17 protein-coding genes and 1 tRNA gene are annotated in these 15804 nt (G+C 68.6%); 10 read left to right on the top strand and 8 right to left on the bottom strand.

Annotated elements, in window-relative coordinates; translation table 11 throughout:
• The first annotated feature begins 1 nt into the window (after position 1).
• The 6 genes from scpB to ACWEOZ_RS09995 all read left to right on the top strand — a co-directional run bounded on the left by scpB (position 2) and on the right by ACWEOZ_RS09995 (position 6873).
• Complete coding sequence (gene scpB, locus ACWEOZ_RS10020) at positions 2-907, top strand: SMC-Scp complex subunit ScpB (RefSeq protein WP_451910412.1); 906 nt, start codon at positions 2-4, stop codon at positions 905-907.
• Positions 894-1634 (top strand): pseudouridine synthase, encoded by a 741-nt coding sequence (locus tag ACWEOZ_RS10015; protein ID WP_451910361.1) that lies wholly within the window; start codon positions 894-896, stop codon positions 1632-1634. The genes scpB and ACWEOZ_RS10015 overlap by 14 nt, the downstream gene beginning before the upstream one ends.
• A 56-nt stretch (positions 1635-1690) precedes the next feature.
• Positions 1691-2371, top strand: a complete 681-nt coding sequence (gene cmk / locus ACWEOZ_RS10010; protein WP_451910360.1) for a (d)CMP kinase — start codon at positions 1691-1693, stop codon at positions 2369-2371.
• Complete coding sequence (gene der / locus ACWEOZ_RS10005) at positions 2368-3774, top strand: ribosome biogenesis GTPase Der (RefSeq protein WP_451910359.1); 1407 nt, start codon at positions 2368-2370, stop codon at positions 3772-3774. Before cmk ends, der begins: the two co-directional genes overlap by 4 nt.
• A gap of 95 nt (positions 3775-3869) precedes the next feature.
• A tRNA-Pro gene (locus ACWEOZ_RS10000) sits at positions 3870-3943 on the top strand.
• 860 nt (positions 3944-4803) lie between these two features.
• Complete coding sequence (locus ACWEOZ_RS09995) at positions 4804-6873, top strand: heavy metal translocating P-type ATPase (protein WP_451910411.1); 2070 nt, start codon at positions 4804-4806, stop codon at positions 6871-6873.
• Between the two features lie 112 nt (positions 6874-6985).
• Here ACWEOZ_RS09995 and ACWEOZ_RS09990 read toward each other — a convergent pair whose 3' ends face one another.
• From ACWEOZ_RS09990 to ACWEOZ_RS09980, 3 genes are all read right to left on the bottom strand, one after another.
• Positions 6986-8122 carry a C40 family peptidase gene (locus ACWEOZ_RS09990; RefSeq protein ID WP_451910358.1) on the bottom strand — a complete coding sequence of 379 codons (1137 nt, stop codon included), beginning with the start codon at positions 8120-8122 and terminating at the stop codon, positions 6986-6988.
• Between the two features lie 140 nt (positions 8123-8262).
• Positions 8263-8682, bottom strand: a complete 420-nt coding sequence (locus tag ACWEOZ_RS09985; protein WP_451910357.1) for a hypothetical protein — start codon at positions 8680-8682, stop codon at positions 8263-8265.
• A gap of 463 nt (positions 8683-9145) precedes the next feature.
• Complete coding sequence (locus ACWEOZ_RS09980) at positions 9146-10576, bottom strand: MFS transporter (RefSeq protein WP_451910356.1); 1431 nt, start codon at positions 10574-10576, stop codon at positions 9146-9148.
• A 175-nt stretch (positions 10577-10751) separates the two neighbouring features.
• On the opposite strand from ACWEOZ_RS09980, the gene ACWEOZ_RS09975 reads away from it, so the two are divergent.
• On the top strand, positions 10752-11036 hold the full coding sequence (locus ACWEOZ_RS09975) for a metal-sensitive transcriptional regulator (protein WP_451910355.1): 285 nt from the start codon (positions 10752-10754) through the stop codon (positions 11034-11036).
• 44 nt (positions 11037-11080) lie between these two features.
• Entirely contained in the window at positions 11081-11353 is a 273-nt protein-coding gene (locus tag ACWEOZ_RS09970) for a heavy-metal-associated domain-containing protein (RefSeq protein ID WP_451910354.1), read from the top strand.
• Positions 11354-11511: 158 nt separating this feature from the next.
• On the opposite strand, the gene ACWEOZ_RS09965 is transcribed toward ACWEOZ_RS09970, so the two are convergent.
• From ACWEOZ_RS09965 to ACWEOZ_RS09945, 5 genes are read right to left on the bottom strand one after another with little or no spacing between them, the layout of a single operon-like run.
• The gene (locus ACWEOZ_RS09965; RefSeq protein WP_451910353.1) at positions 11512-12321 is read right to left on the bottom strand and encodes a YibE/F family protein; all 810 of its coding nucleotides are present in this window, start codon (positions 12319-12321) and stop codon (positions 11512-11514) included.
• Between the two features lie 53 nt (positions 12322-12374).
• Positions 12375-12779: a hypothetical protein gene (locus ACWEOZ_RS09960; RefSeq protein WP_451910352.1), complete on the bottom strand. Its 405-nt coding sequence runs from the start codon at positions 12777-12779 to the stop codon at positions 12375-12377.
• 31 nt (positions 12780-12810) lie between these two features.
• Positions 12811-13038: a heavy-metal-associated domain-containing protein gene (locus ACWEOZ_RS09955; RefSeq protein WP_451910351.1), complete on the bottom strand. Its 228-nt coding sequence runs from the start codon at positions 13036-13038 to the stop codon at positions 12811-12813.
• A 10-nt stretch (positions 13039-13048) separates the two neighbouring features.
• On the bottom strand, positions 13049-13765 hold the full coding sequence (locus ACWEOZ_RS09950) for an alpha/beta fold hydrolase (protein WP_451910350.1): 717 nt from the start codon (positions 13763-13765) through the stop codon (positions 13049-13051).
• Positions 13762-14844: an urease accessory protein UreH domain-containing protein gene (locus tag ACWEOZ_RS09945; RefSeq protein ID WP_451910349.1), complete on the bottom strand. Its 1083-nt coding sequence runs from the start codon at positions 14842-14844 to the stop codon at positions 13762-13764. The genes ACWEOZ_RS09950 and ACWEOZ_RS09945 overlap by 4 nt, the downstream gene beginning before the upstream one ends.
• 319 nt (positions 14845-15163) lie before the next feature.
• Here ACWEOZ_RS09945 and ACWEOZ_RS09940 point away from each other — a divergent pair, with 319 nt between their 5' ends.
• Together ACWEOZ_RS09940 and ACWEOZ_RS09935 are read left to right on the top strand one after the other, a co-directional pair.
• The gene (locus ACWEOZ_RS09940) at positions 15164-15334 is read left to right on the top strand and encodes a hypothetical protein (RefSeq protein ID WP_451910348.1); all 171 of its coding nucleotides are present in this window, start codon (positions 15164-15166) and stop codon (positions 15332-15334) included.
• Between the two features lie 126 nt (positions 15335-15460).
• Positions 15461-15760 (top strand): metal-sensitive transcriptional regulator, encoded by a 300-nt coding sequence (locus ACWEOZ_RS09935; protein ID WP_451910347.1) that lies wholly within the window; start codon positions 15461-15463, stop codon positions 15758-15760.
• Positions 15761-15804 lie beyond the last annotated feature (44 nt).

The raw sequence follows: 15804 nt of genomic DNA, 5'->3' as shown, positions 1-15804 counted from the left end.
CCTGCCGTTCACGGAGGAGGTGCCCGGGCCGGAAGAGGACGACGAGCCCCCCGCCGAGCAGCCTGAGGAATCCGCGTCGACCACCGAGGCGCTGACATCCGCCGACGAATCGGCTGCCCGCGCCGACGACGACGAGCCGGTGGCCCCCGGGGGTGGGTTGGTGGCCGCGGATGCGGCCGCCCGGGGTGCCGCCGACGTCGAGGCCGCGGTGACCGCCGGGGCCGTCGCGAGTCAGCCTGTGGCACGGGCGCGGCCGAGTTCCGGCATTCCCGCGCAGGGACGTGGCAGCAAGGGGGGCGCCGCTGCTTCTGTGGCGTCGTCGACCCGTACCGAAGAAGAAGCCGAACCCCTTCCGCCGATGGACGATGCCGAGTTGCGGGCGGCGCTGGAAGCCATTCTGCTCGTGGTCGACGAGCCGGTCGCCGAGATGCAGCTCGCGCAGATCGTGGAGCAGCCGACCGAGCGGGTCGCGGGCATGCTGGAGGACATCTCGGCGCGGTACACCGCGGCCGGGCACGGGTTCGACCTGCGGCGGGCCGCAGGTGGCTGGCGTCTCTACACGCGGCCGGAATACGCGGCCTACGTCGAGCGGTTCGTACTGGATGGCCAGTCGGTGCGGCTCACCCAGGCCGCGCTGGAAACGCTCGCTGTAGTCGCTTACAAGCAGCCTGTCACCAGGTCGCGCATCTCGGCCATCCGCGGTGTGAACTGTGATGGCGTCATGCGTACGCTTACCACTCGCGGCCTCATCGAGGAATGCGGCACTGAGGGCGAGACCGGGGCATTCCTGTACCGCACCACGGCGCTGTTCCTGGAGAAGCTCGGCCTCAACTCGGTCGACCAGCTTCCGCCGCTGGCCCCGTTCCTACCCGACGATGTGGAAGAAGTGCTCGATGCCTCAGGCTGATCCGGACAGCTCCGTGCGGCTGCAGAAGATTCTCGCCACCGCGGGAGTCGGATCCCGGCGCGCGTCCGAAGATCTGATCTTCCGGGGCCGCGTCACCGTGAACGGCAAGGTCGCCAAGCTCGGCGACAAGGTCGACCCGGCCAAGGTGGAGATCCGGGTGGACGGCGCGCGGATCGTCACGGACACCAAGCTGGTCTACCTGGCCATGAACAAGCCCCGCGGCGTGGTCTCGAGCATGGACGACGAGAAGGGCCGCAACGAGCTCGCCGACTTCCTCGGCACGTTCGAGCAGCGCATCTTCCACGTCGGCCGGCTCGACGCCGACAGCGAGGGCCTGCTGCTGCTCACCAACGACGGCGGGCTCGCGCACAAGCTGATGCACCCGTCGTACGGGATCGCCAAGACCTACCTCGCCGAGGTCGCCGGCCCGCTGCCGCGCAACGTCGGCCGCCGCCTGCAGTCCGGCGTCGAGCTGGAGGACGGCCCGGCCAAGGTCGACACGTTCAAGCTCATCGACGCGGTCGGCAAGACCGCGCAGATCGAGATCACCCTGCACGAGGGCCGCAAGCACATCGTGCGCCGGATGATGGACGAGGTCGGGCACCCGGTGTCGCGCCTGATCCGGACGGCCGTCGGCCCGATCCGGCTGGGCGACATGCGCCCGGGCGGTTTCCGCCGGCTGTCGAACGCCGAGGTGAGCGCCCTCTTCAAGGCCGTCGGCGACTGAGCCGGGCCCGCCCGGCACAATAGGTAGTTGTCTCATCCGACGTCTTGGAGGTAGCGGTGGAGCAAGCAGTGCGGCCCGAACGATGCGTGGTGGCCGTCGACGGTCCTTCGGGATCGGGCAAATCCACCGTTTCCCGGCGGCTCGCCACCGCGATCGACGGCATCTACCTGGACACCGGCGCGATGTACCGCGCGATCACCTGGGCGGTGCTGCAGGCCGGCGTCGACCTGCAGGACCCGGACGCGATCGCCAAGATCTCCCAGGAGACCACCCTCTCCGTCGGCACCGATCCGGTGTCCCCGCACTTCCGGGCGAACGGCGAAGACATCGACGCGGCCATCCGGGGACCCGAGGTCACCGGTGCGGTGTCGGCCGTGGCGGCCGTCCCAGCGGTACGCCGTCAGCTGGTGCAGCTGCAACGCGAGATCATCGCCGCGGCCCCCCGCATCGTCGTCGAGGGCCGTGACATCGCCACCGTGGTCGCACCGGACGCCGAGCTGAAGGTGTACCTGACCGCTTCGGCGGCCGCGCGCGCCCAGCGCCGCAGCGCGGAGGACGCCACCGACGTGGCGGCGACCGAAGCCGACCTGAACCGCCGCGACAAGCTCGACTCCAGCCGCGCGGTCGACCCGCTGCGCCAGGCCGACGACGCCGTCACGCTCGACACCACGGGCATGGGCATCGACGAGGTCGTGGCCACGCTCCTGAGCATGCTCAACAGCAAGGTGAGTTCGTGAGTGACTTTTCTTCCGAGGTCTCGGCCTTGGAATCCGCACTGCATCAATCCATGGCGGAGGAAGGCCCGGTCCCGGTCGTCGCCGTCGTCGGCCGGCCCAACGTCGGCAAGTCGACCTTGGTCAACCGGATCATCGGCCGCCGTCAGGCCGTGGTCGAGGACAAGCCGGGCGTGACCCGCGACCGCGTGCCGTACGACGCGCAGTGGAGCGGCCGCCGCTTCACCGTGGTCGACACCGGCGGCTGGGAACCGGACGCCCGCGACCGCGCGGCCGCGATCGCCGCCCAGGCCGAGATCGCCGTCCAGACCGCCGACGTGGTCATCTTCGTGGTCGACGCGATGGTCGGCGCCACCGACGTCGACGAGAAGGCCGTCCGGATGCTGCGCCGCAGCCACAAGCCGGTCATCCTGGTGGCCAACAAAGCCGACAACCAGAACATCGAGAACGACACCGTGTCCCTGTGGGGCCTGGGACTGGGGGAGCCGTTCCCGCTGTCCGCCCTGCACGGCCGCAACGCGGGCGACCTGCTCGACAAGATCCTCGCCGCGATGCCCCCGGCCCCGGCGATCATCGAGAACGCCCCCCGAGGCCCGCGCCGCGTGGCCCTGGTCGGCCGCCCGAACGTCGGCAAGTCGTCTCTGCTGAACAGGCTGGCCCGCGAAGAGCGCGCGGTCGTGGACTCGGTGGCCGGCACCACGGTCGACCCGGTCGACAGCCTGGTGGAGATGGACGGCGAGGTCTGGCAGTTCGTCGACACCGCCGGCCTCCGCAAGCGGGTCAACCAGGCATCTGGCACGGAGTACTACGCCTCGCTGAGAACAGCCGGAGCAGTCGAAGCGGCCGAGGTCGCCGTCGTGCTCCTGGACGCGTCCGAGGTGATCAGCGAGCAGGACCAACGCGTGCTGACCCAGGTGGTCGAGGCCGGGCGGGCACTGGTGATCGCCTTCAACAAGTGGGACCTGGTCGACGCCGACCGCCGGATCTTCCTGGACAAGGAGATCGACCGCGAACTGAAGCGCATCCCGTGGGCGATCAAGGTCAACATCTCGGCAAAAACCGGCCGAGCGGTCGACAAGCTGGCCCCGGCGCTGCGCAAGGCCCTGGACAGCTGGGAGAAGCGCATCCCGACCGGGGCGCTGAACCAGTGGCTGACGGCGCTGACCCAGGCGACGCCGCACCCGGTCCGGGGTGGCCGGGCGCCGCGTATCATGTTCGCGACCCAGGCAGGGGTGGCGCCGCCGCGGTTCGTGCTGTTCACGACCGGGCCGTTGGATGCGGGATACCAGCGGTTCATCGAGCGGAAGCTCCGTGAGGAGTTCGGCTTCGAGGGGTCACCGATCGAGGTGTCGGTGAAGCCGCGGAAGAAGCTCGGGCCTGGTGGGCGGGGTAAGGCGCACGGGTAGGTTTCGGCCCCGTCCCGGCAGGCCGGTGGTAAGTCGGTTGGGGGGCTGGGGTAGGGTTGTGGTGTTGCCGCGCACTGGGTTCCGGGGCGTGGCATCGGGCTGTAGCGCAGCTTGGTAGCGCACTTGACTGGGGGTCAAGGGGTCGCAGGTTCAAATCCTGTCAGCCCGACTTTTTGGAACGTCTTCGCAGGTCACAGGCTTGCGGAGACGTTCTTTTTGTGGATACTCAGCGATGCGCGGCGTCGATTGACCCCTTTACTAGGCGCTCGGGTGTACGAGCATCCGGCGATGTTTTCCCAGTTCAGAGCCGTTTGTCTGGCAAGGTAACCGTTGCTGTAGAACCCTTGACTCGGCGTCCTTTTCGCATTGCTGATCCACTCCGCCTGGCGGGGTCGCTGGGTGTTGCTGCAGGTCAGTGCGCTGTGTAGACCGTTCGGATGTGCGGCCTTGAGGTCGAGGGGCAGAGGTACGACCCTTTACTCGTGAGCCGGCACCGCTCGGCAGCGGCGCTACACGTTGAGAGATGTGAGCACGCCGCTTGGTGATCCCTTGACTGGGGTGCTCGCGGCGGTGATCAGCGACTCCTTGACTCGGGAGCGGGCGTTGAAGATCGAGAGTCTGCTGTCGCCGCTCTTTGAAGACTGACCCCCTGTGGGTCCTGCGAACCCCCAGGGGTCAATTTTTGGAAATCGGCGACAGCAATGTCGAGCCTCGGCATCACGCGCGGTCGTTGGTGGATTCGTCGAGCAGCGGCAGCCCGGGCGCGGCTTGGTCATAGAGCCGAGACGTCCGACTCGGCGTGACATGCGATCGGCGCGCCCTTGAGCCGACAGCGCCGGGAGGCAACTTCGAGGCTGTGCCAGCGATCCGAATCACTTGTTAGGTACCCCTGGGGGGTATACCCTGACGGTGGAGGTGGTCACCATGCGACGCGGCGATTCCAGCCACGACCTGTCCGTACCTACAGCCCACACGCATGACAACGCGGCTGACGCCGGCCACGGGATCTCGGGCACGGTGACCGACGTGATGCCCCACGGGCACGCCGATCATGGCTCGGCGGCTGGCCCGCACGGCAGTCATGACGGTCACGGGGGCCACGACAAGCACGCCGGCCACGACCCCGAGGCGTTCCGGCGCAAGTTCTGGCTGAGCTTGGTGCTCACCGTGCCGATCGTGATCACCAGCCACATGGTGATGGACTGGTTCGGTTACACGCTGGACTTTCCTGGCATGCGGTGGGTCGGTCCGGTCCTCGGCTCGTTTGTGTTCTTCTACGGAGGCTGGCCGTTCTTGCAAGGCGCCGTCCGGGAGGTCCGCGACCGGGCCCCAGGCATGATGCTGCTGATCTCGATGGCGATCACCGTCGCGTACGCGGCTTCGCTGTCCACCAGCTTCGGCCTGTTCGACCTTGACTTCTGGTGGGAGCTCGCCGCGCTGGTCACCATCATGCTGCTCGGCCACTGGCAGGAGATGAAGGCGATCGGCCAAGCGCAGGGCGCTCTGGCCGCTCTGGCCGCGTTGCTGCCCGACGAGGCCGACCGGGTCGCTGACGACGGCACTATCGAGTCGGTCGCCGTGTCGGATCTGCAGGTCGGTGACATCATTCTGGTCCGCTCGGGTGGCCGGGTGCCGGCCGACGGCCGCATCGTTGACGGGGTCGCCGAGCTCGACGAGTCCATGATCACCGGTGAGTCGCGGCCCGTGTCACGCGGCGTAGGCGAACGGATCGTCGCCGGTACCGTGGCCACCGACTCCGCGATCCGGGTGCGCGTCGACGCCGTCGGGGAGAACACCGCCCTTGCCGGCATCGGCCGTCTCGTGGCTGAAGCTCAGGCGTCCAGCGGCCGCGCCCAGGTACTGGCCGATCGCTTCGCCGCGATGCTCTTCTACATCGCCACCACCGCTGCGGTGATCACCTTTGCCGTGTGGTGGGCCATCGGCGATCTCGAGCAATCCGTGGTGCGCACCGTTACGGTGCTGGTCATCGCCTGCCCCCACGCCTTGGGTTTGGCCATCCCGTTGGTAGTCGCGCTGTCCACCGCCGTGTCAGCCAAGGCCGGCATCCTGGTCAAGGACCGCCTCGCCCTGGAACGCATGCGGACGGTGGACGCGGTGCTGTTCGACAAGACCGGCACGCTGACCAAGGGCGCCCACACCGTCACGGGTGTCGCCGCCGCCGGTGGCAACAGTGAGGACGACGTGCTGCGCATCGCCGGGGCGGTCGAGGCCGACAGCGAGCATCCCCTGGCACGGGCCATCGTCGCCGTTGCTCGGGACCGCAAGCTGTATGCGAAGGCGCGTGACTTCCGATCGCTCACGGGCCGCGGAGTCCAGGCGACAGTCGACGGAACGACGTACGCGGTCGGCGGCCCCTCCCTGCTGCGCCAACTCCAGGTGACGCCGCCGACCAGCCTGACACAAGCAACCAATGGCTGGTCGCGGCGCGGCGCCGCCGTCCTGCACCTGGTCCGGCTGTCGAACCCCCATAAGGTCCTCGGGGCCTTCGCGCTGGAGGACGAGGTCCGCCCCGAAGCTCGCCAGGCCATCACGCAACTGCGTGAGCAAGGCATCAAGAAGATCGTGATGATCACCGGCGATGCCCGTCCGGTGGCTGAGGCAGTGGCCGCGGACCTCGGGTTCATCGCCGGCACCGACGAGGTCTTCGCCGAGGTGCTCCCGGCCGACAAGGACCGTGCGGTCGCGGAGCTGCAGGGCCGGGGTCTGAGCGTCGCGATGGTCGGCGACGGGGTCAACGACGCACCCGCGCTGGCCCGCGCCGACGTGGGCCTGGCCATCGGCGCCGGCACCGACGTGGCGATCGAATCTGCCGGAGTGGTTCTCGCGTCGTCTGACCCGCGCAGCGTCGCCGGCGTCATCCGGCTTTCCCGGGCCACCTACCGCAAGATGGTCCAGAACCTGGCGTGGGCTGCCGGTTACAACGTCATCGCGATTCCGCTCGCCGCCGGCGTGTTCGCCTGGGCGGGCATCTCACTGAGCCCAGCGATCGGCGCGGTGCTCATGTCCGCCTCGACCATCGTCGTGGCCCTGAACGCCCAGCTGCTGCGCCGTGTAAGGCTCTCACCTGATTCACCATGACATCTCGACCCCGCGGTCGTCTCGGCTCGCCGCGAAGGGGCGAGGTCGTCGGTGCGGGAGCGGGGCGTACGACCAGCGGGAGGCCAGTCGTACGCCACATGATCACCGCAGCTCAGTTCGGCCGACGGTAGCCCGCGATCGGCCCGATGTCGTCGATACCCGCCATGCGTACGTAGTCGCCGGTGTGCGGGGCGTGCACGACGGTGTCGTTTCCGACGTACATGCCCATGTGGTGCAGGTCGCTGAACCAGAAGACGAGGTCACCCGGCTTGAGGTCGGCTCGGTCGACGGGCGTCGTGTCACTCCACTGCCACTTCGTGTAGTGCCGCAGTGTCACCCCGACACTGCGCCAGGCGACGAGTGTCAATCCCGAGCAGTCATAGCCGCTGGGCCCCGCCGCGGCCCAGATATACGGCTTGCCGATCAGGCTGCACGCCTTGGCAGCGGCCTTACCGCCGGCGTCATTGGTGTACGCGGCCGGGCACGGGCCGGTGCGTAGCTCGCCGGTAGCGCCCCCACCGGCACCGTAGGCCCTGTTCCGCAGCTTCTGCAGCCCGTCGATCTTCTTCTGGATGTCCTTCTTCTTGGCTGCCAGGTCGGCATCCCGGGTGGCGAGCGCCGCGGTGAGAGAGTCGAGATCCTTCTTGTCGGCGGCGTACTTGTCCCGCAGTTCGATGACGGTGCTGACCTTGGCACGTTGCTCACGAGCGATGAGGTCGAGGTAGGTCAGCTTGTCGGTCAGATCGGTTGGCGATCCGCTGATCAGCATGCTGGAAAGGCTGGATCGCCCTCCCTGCATATAGGCCCGGCTTGCCAGGGCGCCGACGTCGGACAGCGCCGCGTCAACCTGCGTCTGCAAAGGCTTCAGCTGTGCGGTGAGCTTCTTCTGCCGGAGCCGGTTGGTCTGGAGTTGGCTGTGGGTGCGGTTGTACTGCTCGATGATCGGCTCGAGGTTGTTCCACGCCTGGTCGATCTGCTTCTCGATGGCTTGCGGCGATGGTTCGGCGTGAGCCGGGGTGACAACACCAACAGACATGGCCGCTGCCGCAAGCCAGCAGGCCAGAGCGCGCAGCGCTGAACGGGTTCTGTGGTTGCGATGAAACACGAAGACCGGGGTCCTTCCTTCGTGCTGAGGGTGCGCTGATGGCAGTCGAAGGCCGTCGTTGCCGTCGCAGGCGGCCGAGGCGCACAGTGCCGGGACCGTCGGGCCGGGGATGCGGACGAAGCGCTGCAGATGCTCTGCAGCCACGGCCGAGCCACGGGGTTGATCGCGACGGGAAGCCGGCGATCAGACTGAGATCAGCGAGCCTGAGAGAACGAGACGCCGCGCTGCAGCACGGCAAGGGGCTGTCTCCGGAAGCGACGACAGGCCTTTTCCGGGTGGACCGGTCACGTCCGGATGACGGCGAGCCTGGTGAGAGTGAGGCCCAGCGACATATGTCGCAGCCCCGTTGGCGGGCCGGAACGGCGCCGCATCGTCGCCGAGATGGCCCAGCCGAACACCGCGATCAGCGCCAGCGCAGTGGCAAGCGCGCCGGTGCTCAGCGTGTCGAGCGCGGCGAGGCAGACATCCCAGCGCTGCGAGCTGTCGCGGCCGGTGCCGGGCATGAGAATTTGGTGGCTGCAACCATCTCCGTCGCAGCCGTCGCTTTCCTCGATCGTGGGGACAGCCGACAGGGCCAGAGCCGCTGCGTGATGATCTGTGTCGATCACGGCTGCGTGGCCGACGGTGTGCAGTGCGGCGACGCCGAGCACGGTGCACAAAAGCAGGAGGAGTCGCGCGAAGCGCTGCGTCGCTGCCGTTTGCACGCGGCATACGGTAACGGGTGACGCCCTGGTTGGCGAGTCTACTGGTGAGGACTGCCGCCCGAGTGGATAGGCTCGAGCATCGGCGGGGGTACGCGGAGCTATCAACGGTGAGCGCGCCGTCACGCATCCGTTGCTGCGCTCCGCACCGAAGGATCGCGGGTCGCGGTGAACCCTCGAGACGTCGGTGAAAGGTCGCCGGCCCGCCAGTGGTCGCGGCAATGTCGCGAAGGGTGCGACGTGGCTCCGACCGGGCACTTCAGCGTTGCGGGGACCATCGAGCCGGTAGCGACGGCCTCAGTCGCAGGTTCCCTTTCGCCGCCGTCACCGCCGTGGCAGCCAGGCCGTCGCTGCTCATCGTTCCCGCCTGGAAGCCGCCGCCGGAAGCGCCTACGCACGTGCACTGCCTCGCAGGCAGGCGCTGAGCGCTCTGCCGACTCGGCGGAGCGCTCAGCGACAGGTGGGTTTACCGGTTCGCGGATGGGGCCTCGGCCGCCAGGGCCTCAGCGGTGTCGGTGTTGCGACCGGTCAGGGTCAGCGCGGCGACGACCGCCGCGACGGCGGCGATGCCGGCAGCGCCGAATAGTGCCACGGAGTAGCCGTTGGTCAGCGCGGCCGGATCCCCGAGGTCGTCGGCACCGTGGGCTGTGGCCAGCGCTGTCATGGCGGCCAGGCCGAGAGCGGAGCCGACTTGGTAGCTCGTGTTGACCACGCCGGAAGCCAGGCCGCCCTCCTCGGGCCGGGCGGAGGACAGGGCGGTGCCCAGCGACGGGATGAAGGCGAGCGCCATGCCGAGCGCGGCGACCAGTGAGGCCGGCAGCACGTCGATCAGGTAGGAGCCGGTGGGGCGGATGAGGCCGAGCCAGCCGAGCCCCGCGGCCAGGACGGCCAGCCCGGTGACGATCGTGGCCTTTGGGCCGAACCGGGCGATGGCGCGTGGTGCGAGCGTGATCATGCCGGCCATGATCAGAATGGTCATAGGTAGCAACGCGGCGCCGCTGGGGAAGGCGCTGTAGCCGAGGACCTGCTGCAGGTAGAGGTTGAGGTAGAACCACATCGGGATCCACGCCGCGCCGAGCAGCAGCTGGGCGGTGTTCGCTGCGGTGAGGTTGCGGTTGGCGAACAGCGACAGCCGCATCAGCGGTTCGCGTCGCTTGGCCTGGATGGCTACGAACGCGGTCAGCAGGACGAGAGCGCCGGCCAGCGTGGCCCACGTCTCGCCGGAGTTCCACCCGATTTCCGGAGCGCGGACGACGCCGTACACGGCGAGGGCCAGACCGGCGGTCACGGTCAGCGCGCCGGCGAGGTCGAGCTTGCCGCGCCGAGCACCGCCGGCGGGCATGAGCGCCGGGATACCGATCAAGGCAAGCACGGCGATGGGGATGTTGAAGTAGAAGATCCAGGGCCAGCTCGCGTACTCGGTGATGACGCCGCCGAGGAATACTCCGGCGGTACCGCCGGCGGGGGCGGCTGCTCCGTACACGGCGAGGGCCTTGGTGAGCTCGCCCGGCTGGGCGCCGAAGAGCATCATGAGCAGGGTCAGTGCGGCTGGAGCGATCAGCGCGGCGCCTGCGCCTTGCACGGCGCGGGCGGCCAGCTCGACCTCGACGCTGTCGGCCAGGCCGGCGGCAATCGAGCCCAGCAGCAGGACGACCCAGCCGGTCGCGAAGATGCGCCGCGCGCCGAACAGGTCAGACAGTCGGCCTCCGAGCAGAAGCAGGCCGCCGAAGGCGACGACGTAGGCGTTGAACACCCACGACAGATCACCTGGTGAGAAGCCGAGATCCTCGCGCATGCGCGGTAGTGCGACGCCGATGATCGACGTGTCCATGATGACCATGAACTGGGCGAGGGCGATGAGCGTGAGGGCCCACCACCGCTGAGGACTACGGGACATGACGAACCTCCTGGTACCCCTGGGGGGTATTAGCGTTGGTCGCCATTGTTACCCCCTAGGGGTATGGGAAGGCAAGTCTGAAATCCAATCGCCTTCCATGTCACACCGACGGGCTCCGACTTGGTCGAGTTACCCTAGGGGGGTACGGTATGGGCTTGGTGATGGGAGAGCGGCGATGTCGCACGGATACATCAAGGACAAGGACGGCTACCTGAAGCGGCTACGCCGGATCGAGGGCCAGATCCGCGGACTGCAGCGCATGGTCGACGACGAGGTCTACTGCATCGACATCCTCACGCAGGTGTCCGCGGCCACGAAGGCGCTGGAGACCGTTGCGCTGGGCCTGCTCGATGACCACCTGGCTCACTGCGTCGTCGACGCGGCCCGCGAGGGCGGCCCGGACGCGGAGGCGAAGCTCAAAGAAGCCTCCGACGCTATCGCCCGGCTCGTGCGGTCCTGACCCGCCCTCCGTCACCGGAATCTCGCCAACAAGGAAGGAAGACCATGTGCAGTGAGAACAGCTGTGGCTGCTCGACCGAGGCAGTCACCATCCAGGCCGATCAGACAAGCGGCGTGCGAACCGAGTACCAGGTCGCCGGCATGACCTGCGGCGGGTGCGCCTCGCGGGTCAGCAAGCAGCTCACCGAACTCCCCGGCGTCAGCGCCGTCAGTGTGGACGTCGCTGCGGGCACCGTGACGGTGACGAGCGCTGCTGAAGTCGCTGACGAAGCCGTCGACTCCGCGCTGACGCGAGCGGGCTATCGCCTCGTGCGCTGACTGCAGAGCTGCCCGCGCCTGGCTGGGGCACCACCCAGCCAGGCCCGGGCACCTGCCGAAGCCGGTTTACAGGTTCAAGCAAAGATGCACCCCACCGTACGGACGGCATCTACCGCGGTGCTCACCTCGAGCGATCCGCCGGTTCCGTCCTCAGCGCGTCATTTTCCGAGCCGACTGCGGTCGTCTTCAATGAACGCCGTCCACGGATCCTCCGCGGGCCGCTTGGCGGGGAGAGTGAGATCCTTCTCGGCGCCGTGCTTGGTCCGGGTGGCAACCAGGACGGCCAGCGCAGTGGTGATCGGCACAGCCGCGATCAAGCCGATGGTTCCAACGGCGCTGCGCACCAACTCCTGAGCGATCAACTCTCCGGTGAGCAGCTCGCTGACCGGGGTGTTGCCGGCGGAGAACAGCAACATCAGCGGCAGCGACGCACCGGCATACGCCAGCACGATCGTGTTAATGACCGAGGCGATGTGCGCCCGGCCAATGCGGGTCGCTGCTGCGTACAACTGCCGAAAGCCATACGCGGGGTTGGCCAGCGCCAGCTCAGTGACGGTGGCGGACTGGGTGACCGTGACGTCGTCGAGCACGCCCAGGGCGCCGATCACGATGCCCGCCAGCAGCAGCCCTCGCATGTTCACATCGGCCTGAGTGATGCTCACATAGTTGGAGGTCTCGTCAGCGACACCGGAAAGGTGGACGCCGGCGGTGGCCAATGCCGACAGCAGTGCCGTGATCGTCAAGCTGATGAGAGTCCCGGCCACGGCGATGGTGGTGGTCCGGCCGAGTCCGTGCGTGAGGTACAGAACCGTGAGCATGATCGCGGCAGCGCCGACGACCGCGACCGCCACCGGCGAACGGCCGTCGAGGATCGCCGGCACGATGAAGAACAACAACACGCCGAAGGTGACGCCCAGGCCCGCCAGCGCGGTGAGGCCACGCCAGCGCCCGAAGGCGATGACTGCCAACGCGAACGCGGCACCGAGAACCCACAGTTCCCGGGAGCGCTGGAAGTCGGCGATCAGTAGCTGGTCCCGCCGTTCTCGTCCTGCAGAACCAACAGGACGATGTCGTCGCCGGGTAAAACGGCTTGAGCGCCGGGGCCGGACGGGGCATCTGTGGTGATCTGCTTGCCCTTGTCGGCGCCGCCGGTGACCACGACGGTGACGATGCCGCACAACTGCCCCGGCTGCTCTTGGCCTTCCGGTGTCGGCGGGCACGGCGCCGGGGTCACCGTGCGTACCTCACCCGTGGCCTCGATCGGCCCGTCGGCGACCTGGGCCGATTGCGGAGCGTCGTGCGGCCAGAGCAGCAACATGCCGATCGCGGTAGCCAGCACGGCGGGGAGCAGGAGCAGCAGGGTGAGTCGGCGTTCCCGGGGAGTGGTCCGGTGGCCGGTGGTGTGGTGGTGGGTGTCCTGGCTCATCGGGGTCCTTGTCGCGGTACGGCGGACGTGGTCAGTGCGGGTCGAGGGTGGCGGTGTATCCGGTGGCGTTGATGACCGCGAGCAGGGTGTCAGGGTCGGTGCTGACCGGGTCGGCGTCGACGACCGTGCGACCGGCCCGCACGGATGTCTGGGCGCGATGTACGCCGTGGACTTCCTCGAGCGCTTCGTCGATCAGCAGGCCGCAGCTGCCGCAGTGCATGCCTGTCACCGTGAAGCTGTACGTGATGGCGTCGTTCATGGTCAGCCCTTCAGAGCAGCGTGCACAGGTCGGTGACGAATCGGCGTGCCGCGGCCAGGTGTGCGAAGCGGCCCGGTACGTCGTAGGTCTCATGACGCCACTGCCGCGCCGCGTCAGGATCGGTTTCGGGACCCTCCGGTGTGCGGCTGTGCACGGCGTACCGGATGGGGGTGACGCCCATGGTCGCGGTCGCCGGCCGCAGGCCCCGCAGCGCGGTGGTGTGGTTGTCGAAGAGTTGCTGGTCGGGGGTGCTTTCCACGACGTAGCGGTATTGCTCCGGTACGGCGTCAGCGGCCATCGCCCTCACGTAGGCGTCTGCCTCGGCCGGCAGGTCCGCGGGTCTGCACGGGTCGACGGCAACCACGGCGTGGGTGGCGTACCGGGCGGCGAACAACGTGGCCAGTACGGCCGAGGTGCCGTGCCCGACCACGACGGGAGCGCGGCGGATGCTCAGGCTGTCGATCAGATGCGCCAGGTCGTCGACCAGTTCGCCCGGATCGTAGAAGGGGCGGGCGGTGGACCCGCCATGCCCGGGCAGGTCGACGGCGACCACCGTGGCGTGCGGCCGCAGGTCAGCCGCTGTCGGCCACCAGCTTGTCCGGCCGAACAGCAGGGCCGGGATGAGCAGCACCGGCCTGCCGTGCGTGCCCCACAGGTCGAAGCACAGGGTGCCGGCGTGGGCCGGCAGGTAATTGGTGCTGCGTAGCGGCGGCAAGGTCTCGGTCACGCCGGCTCCTCGGCGGTGACGGTCAGCCGACCGGTGTACATGCCCATGCCGCACGAGTAGCGGAGTCGCCCGGGCTTGAGCGCACCGAGCTCGATGACGGTGTCGCCGTTGACCGGCAGGATCTCCTGCAGGTTGCGGGAGGGGATGACGAAAGCCCGCACGCAGCCGCCGGCATCGTCGGAGCGAACGATCAGCCGGGTGGAAATGCCGGCGCGGATCTCGATGTTGGCGGGCTGATAGGCGCCGGTCACCGCCGTGACGATGACCTGCTGGACGCCGTCGGCCGTCATCGACAGCGGGGGAGCGTCACCCGGGGCCGCGTAGGCGGTCACGGGCTCAGGACCGACGCCGACGATTTCGGCTATACGCGAGGCGGCCAGGGGCGATCCGGACAGTTCCAGGCCACCGTTGAAGGTGTAAAGGCCCATGGCCAGTACCACCAGCCCGGTGACGGTGGCGAGTTTCGTCCGCCATGCGCCCGATGCCTTGCGGGCCAGGTAGCCCAGGACGGTGAACAGCGGGGCGGTGCCCAGCACGAACACGGACATGATGGCCGCGCCGTGCATCCACGAGCCGGACGTGAGGGCGAGTGCCTGCACGGACAGGGTGACGCCACAGGGAATCAGCACGCTCAGCAGACCGAGCACGGCCGGTCCGGCCGCTCCGGCGGCGCGGGTGCGGCCACGGACCAGGCGAGCCCAGCTGGCCGGCGGCTCGATGACGACGTCGCGGAAGCCCGGCACGCCGAGCTGGGCCAGGGCGAGCACGATGATCAGTACGCCGGCGGCGATCTGCGTCATCATCCGGACTGTCACAGATAGCTGCATGGTGGTTCCCAGGGCGCCGAGCAGTCCGCCGAGCAGCGTGTGCGAGATCAGCTTCCCCGCGAGGAAGGCGCTGACCGGAGTCAGGTCGTTGGCGAGGCGGGTGGTGAATCGTCTCAGCTCCGCCGGACCGGGCGGAGCTGGTGCGGGGTGGCGGTGGCGCAGGACGACAGCGGTGAGCAGGCCGCCTTGGACGGCAGCGCAGGACACGCCGCCGGCCAGCAGCCCGGTGAGCAGGATGGCGTAAAGGTTCATGGATCGGCTTTCGGCGCAGGCGAGAACGTGGGACTCCGCCACGGCATAAGCGCAGCGAGATGCCGGCGCAGACAGCGCCGGAAGGGCTCGGTCGCGGCCGGCTACGGCGACGCGACGAGGCGGGATCTCACGTACGACTGACGCAGATGTCCGTCAGCTGCAGGGCGCGCGGTGTTCGCGGTGTGTGTGCTGCCGGTGGCACGGCGACCGGCAGAGTCCGCAGTCCTGTCGGCGGATCGACGACAACGGTCGTTACGGTCGCCGAGGTAGCGGGCGCAGGTTGGCCTTCGCAGATGTTGAGAGCCGTGTGCGGCGATTCGTGATCGTCGCCGACGGCATGCTGATGGCTGTGCTGTTGGTGAGCAGCGGCGACGGAATGGTCGATACCCGCCACGGCATCGGTCAGGCAGTGGGCACCCTGCAAGGCACCCGCTCCGACGAGAGCCACCAAGGCGAGCAGCCAGCGCAGGACCCGCATGCGGGTGCCTGACGGCCGACGCTGCCTCATAGGGTCAGGCTACGACATGGTCAGCAGCGCCTTCACAGTCCCTGCACCCGCGCGCCGCCGGCTTGCAGCTCACAGGGACGCATACCCAGGTGGGGTAACGTCTTGACCATGGATGAGGCGACGCCGACCGGGCCGCACGGGTACTCCGCCGACAAGCAGGCGCTGCTGGCCCGGCTGCGGCGGGTGGAGGGCCAGATCCGCGGATTACAGCGGATGGTCGACGAGGACACGTACTGCATCGACGTGCTGACGCAGATTTCGGCGGCGACCAAGGCGCTGCAGGCGGTCGCGGTCGGTCTGCTGGAGGATCACCTGCGGCACTGTGTTGTACAGGCCGCCGCCGAAGGCAACGCGGACGCGAAGATCAAGGAAGCAACGGCGGCCATCGCCCGGCTCGTGAAGTCCTGAGCACCACGCCGCCCGCCCGGTAGGTGCATGGCGGGCGGCGCAGC

The organism is Actinoplanes sp. NPDC004185 (genome assembly GCF_053603475.1).
Note: the sequence above shows the minus strand (reverse complement) of the source record. Positions and strands in the feature narration are given on the sequence as shown.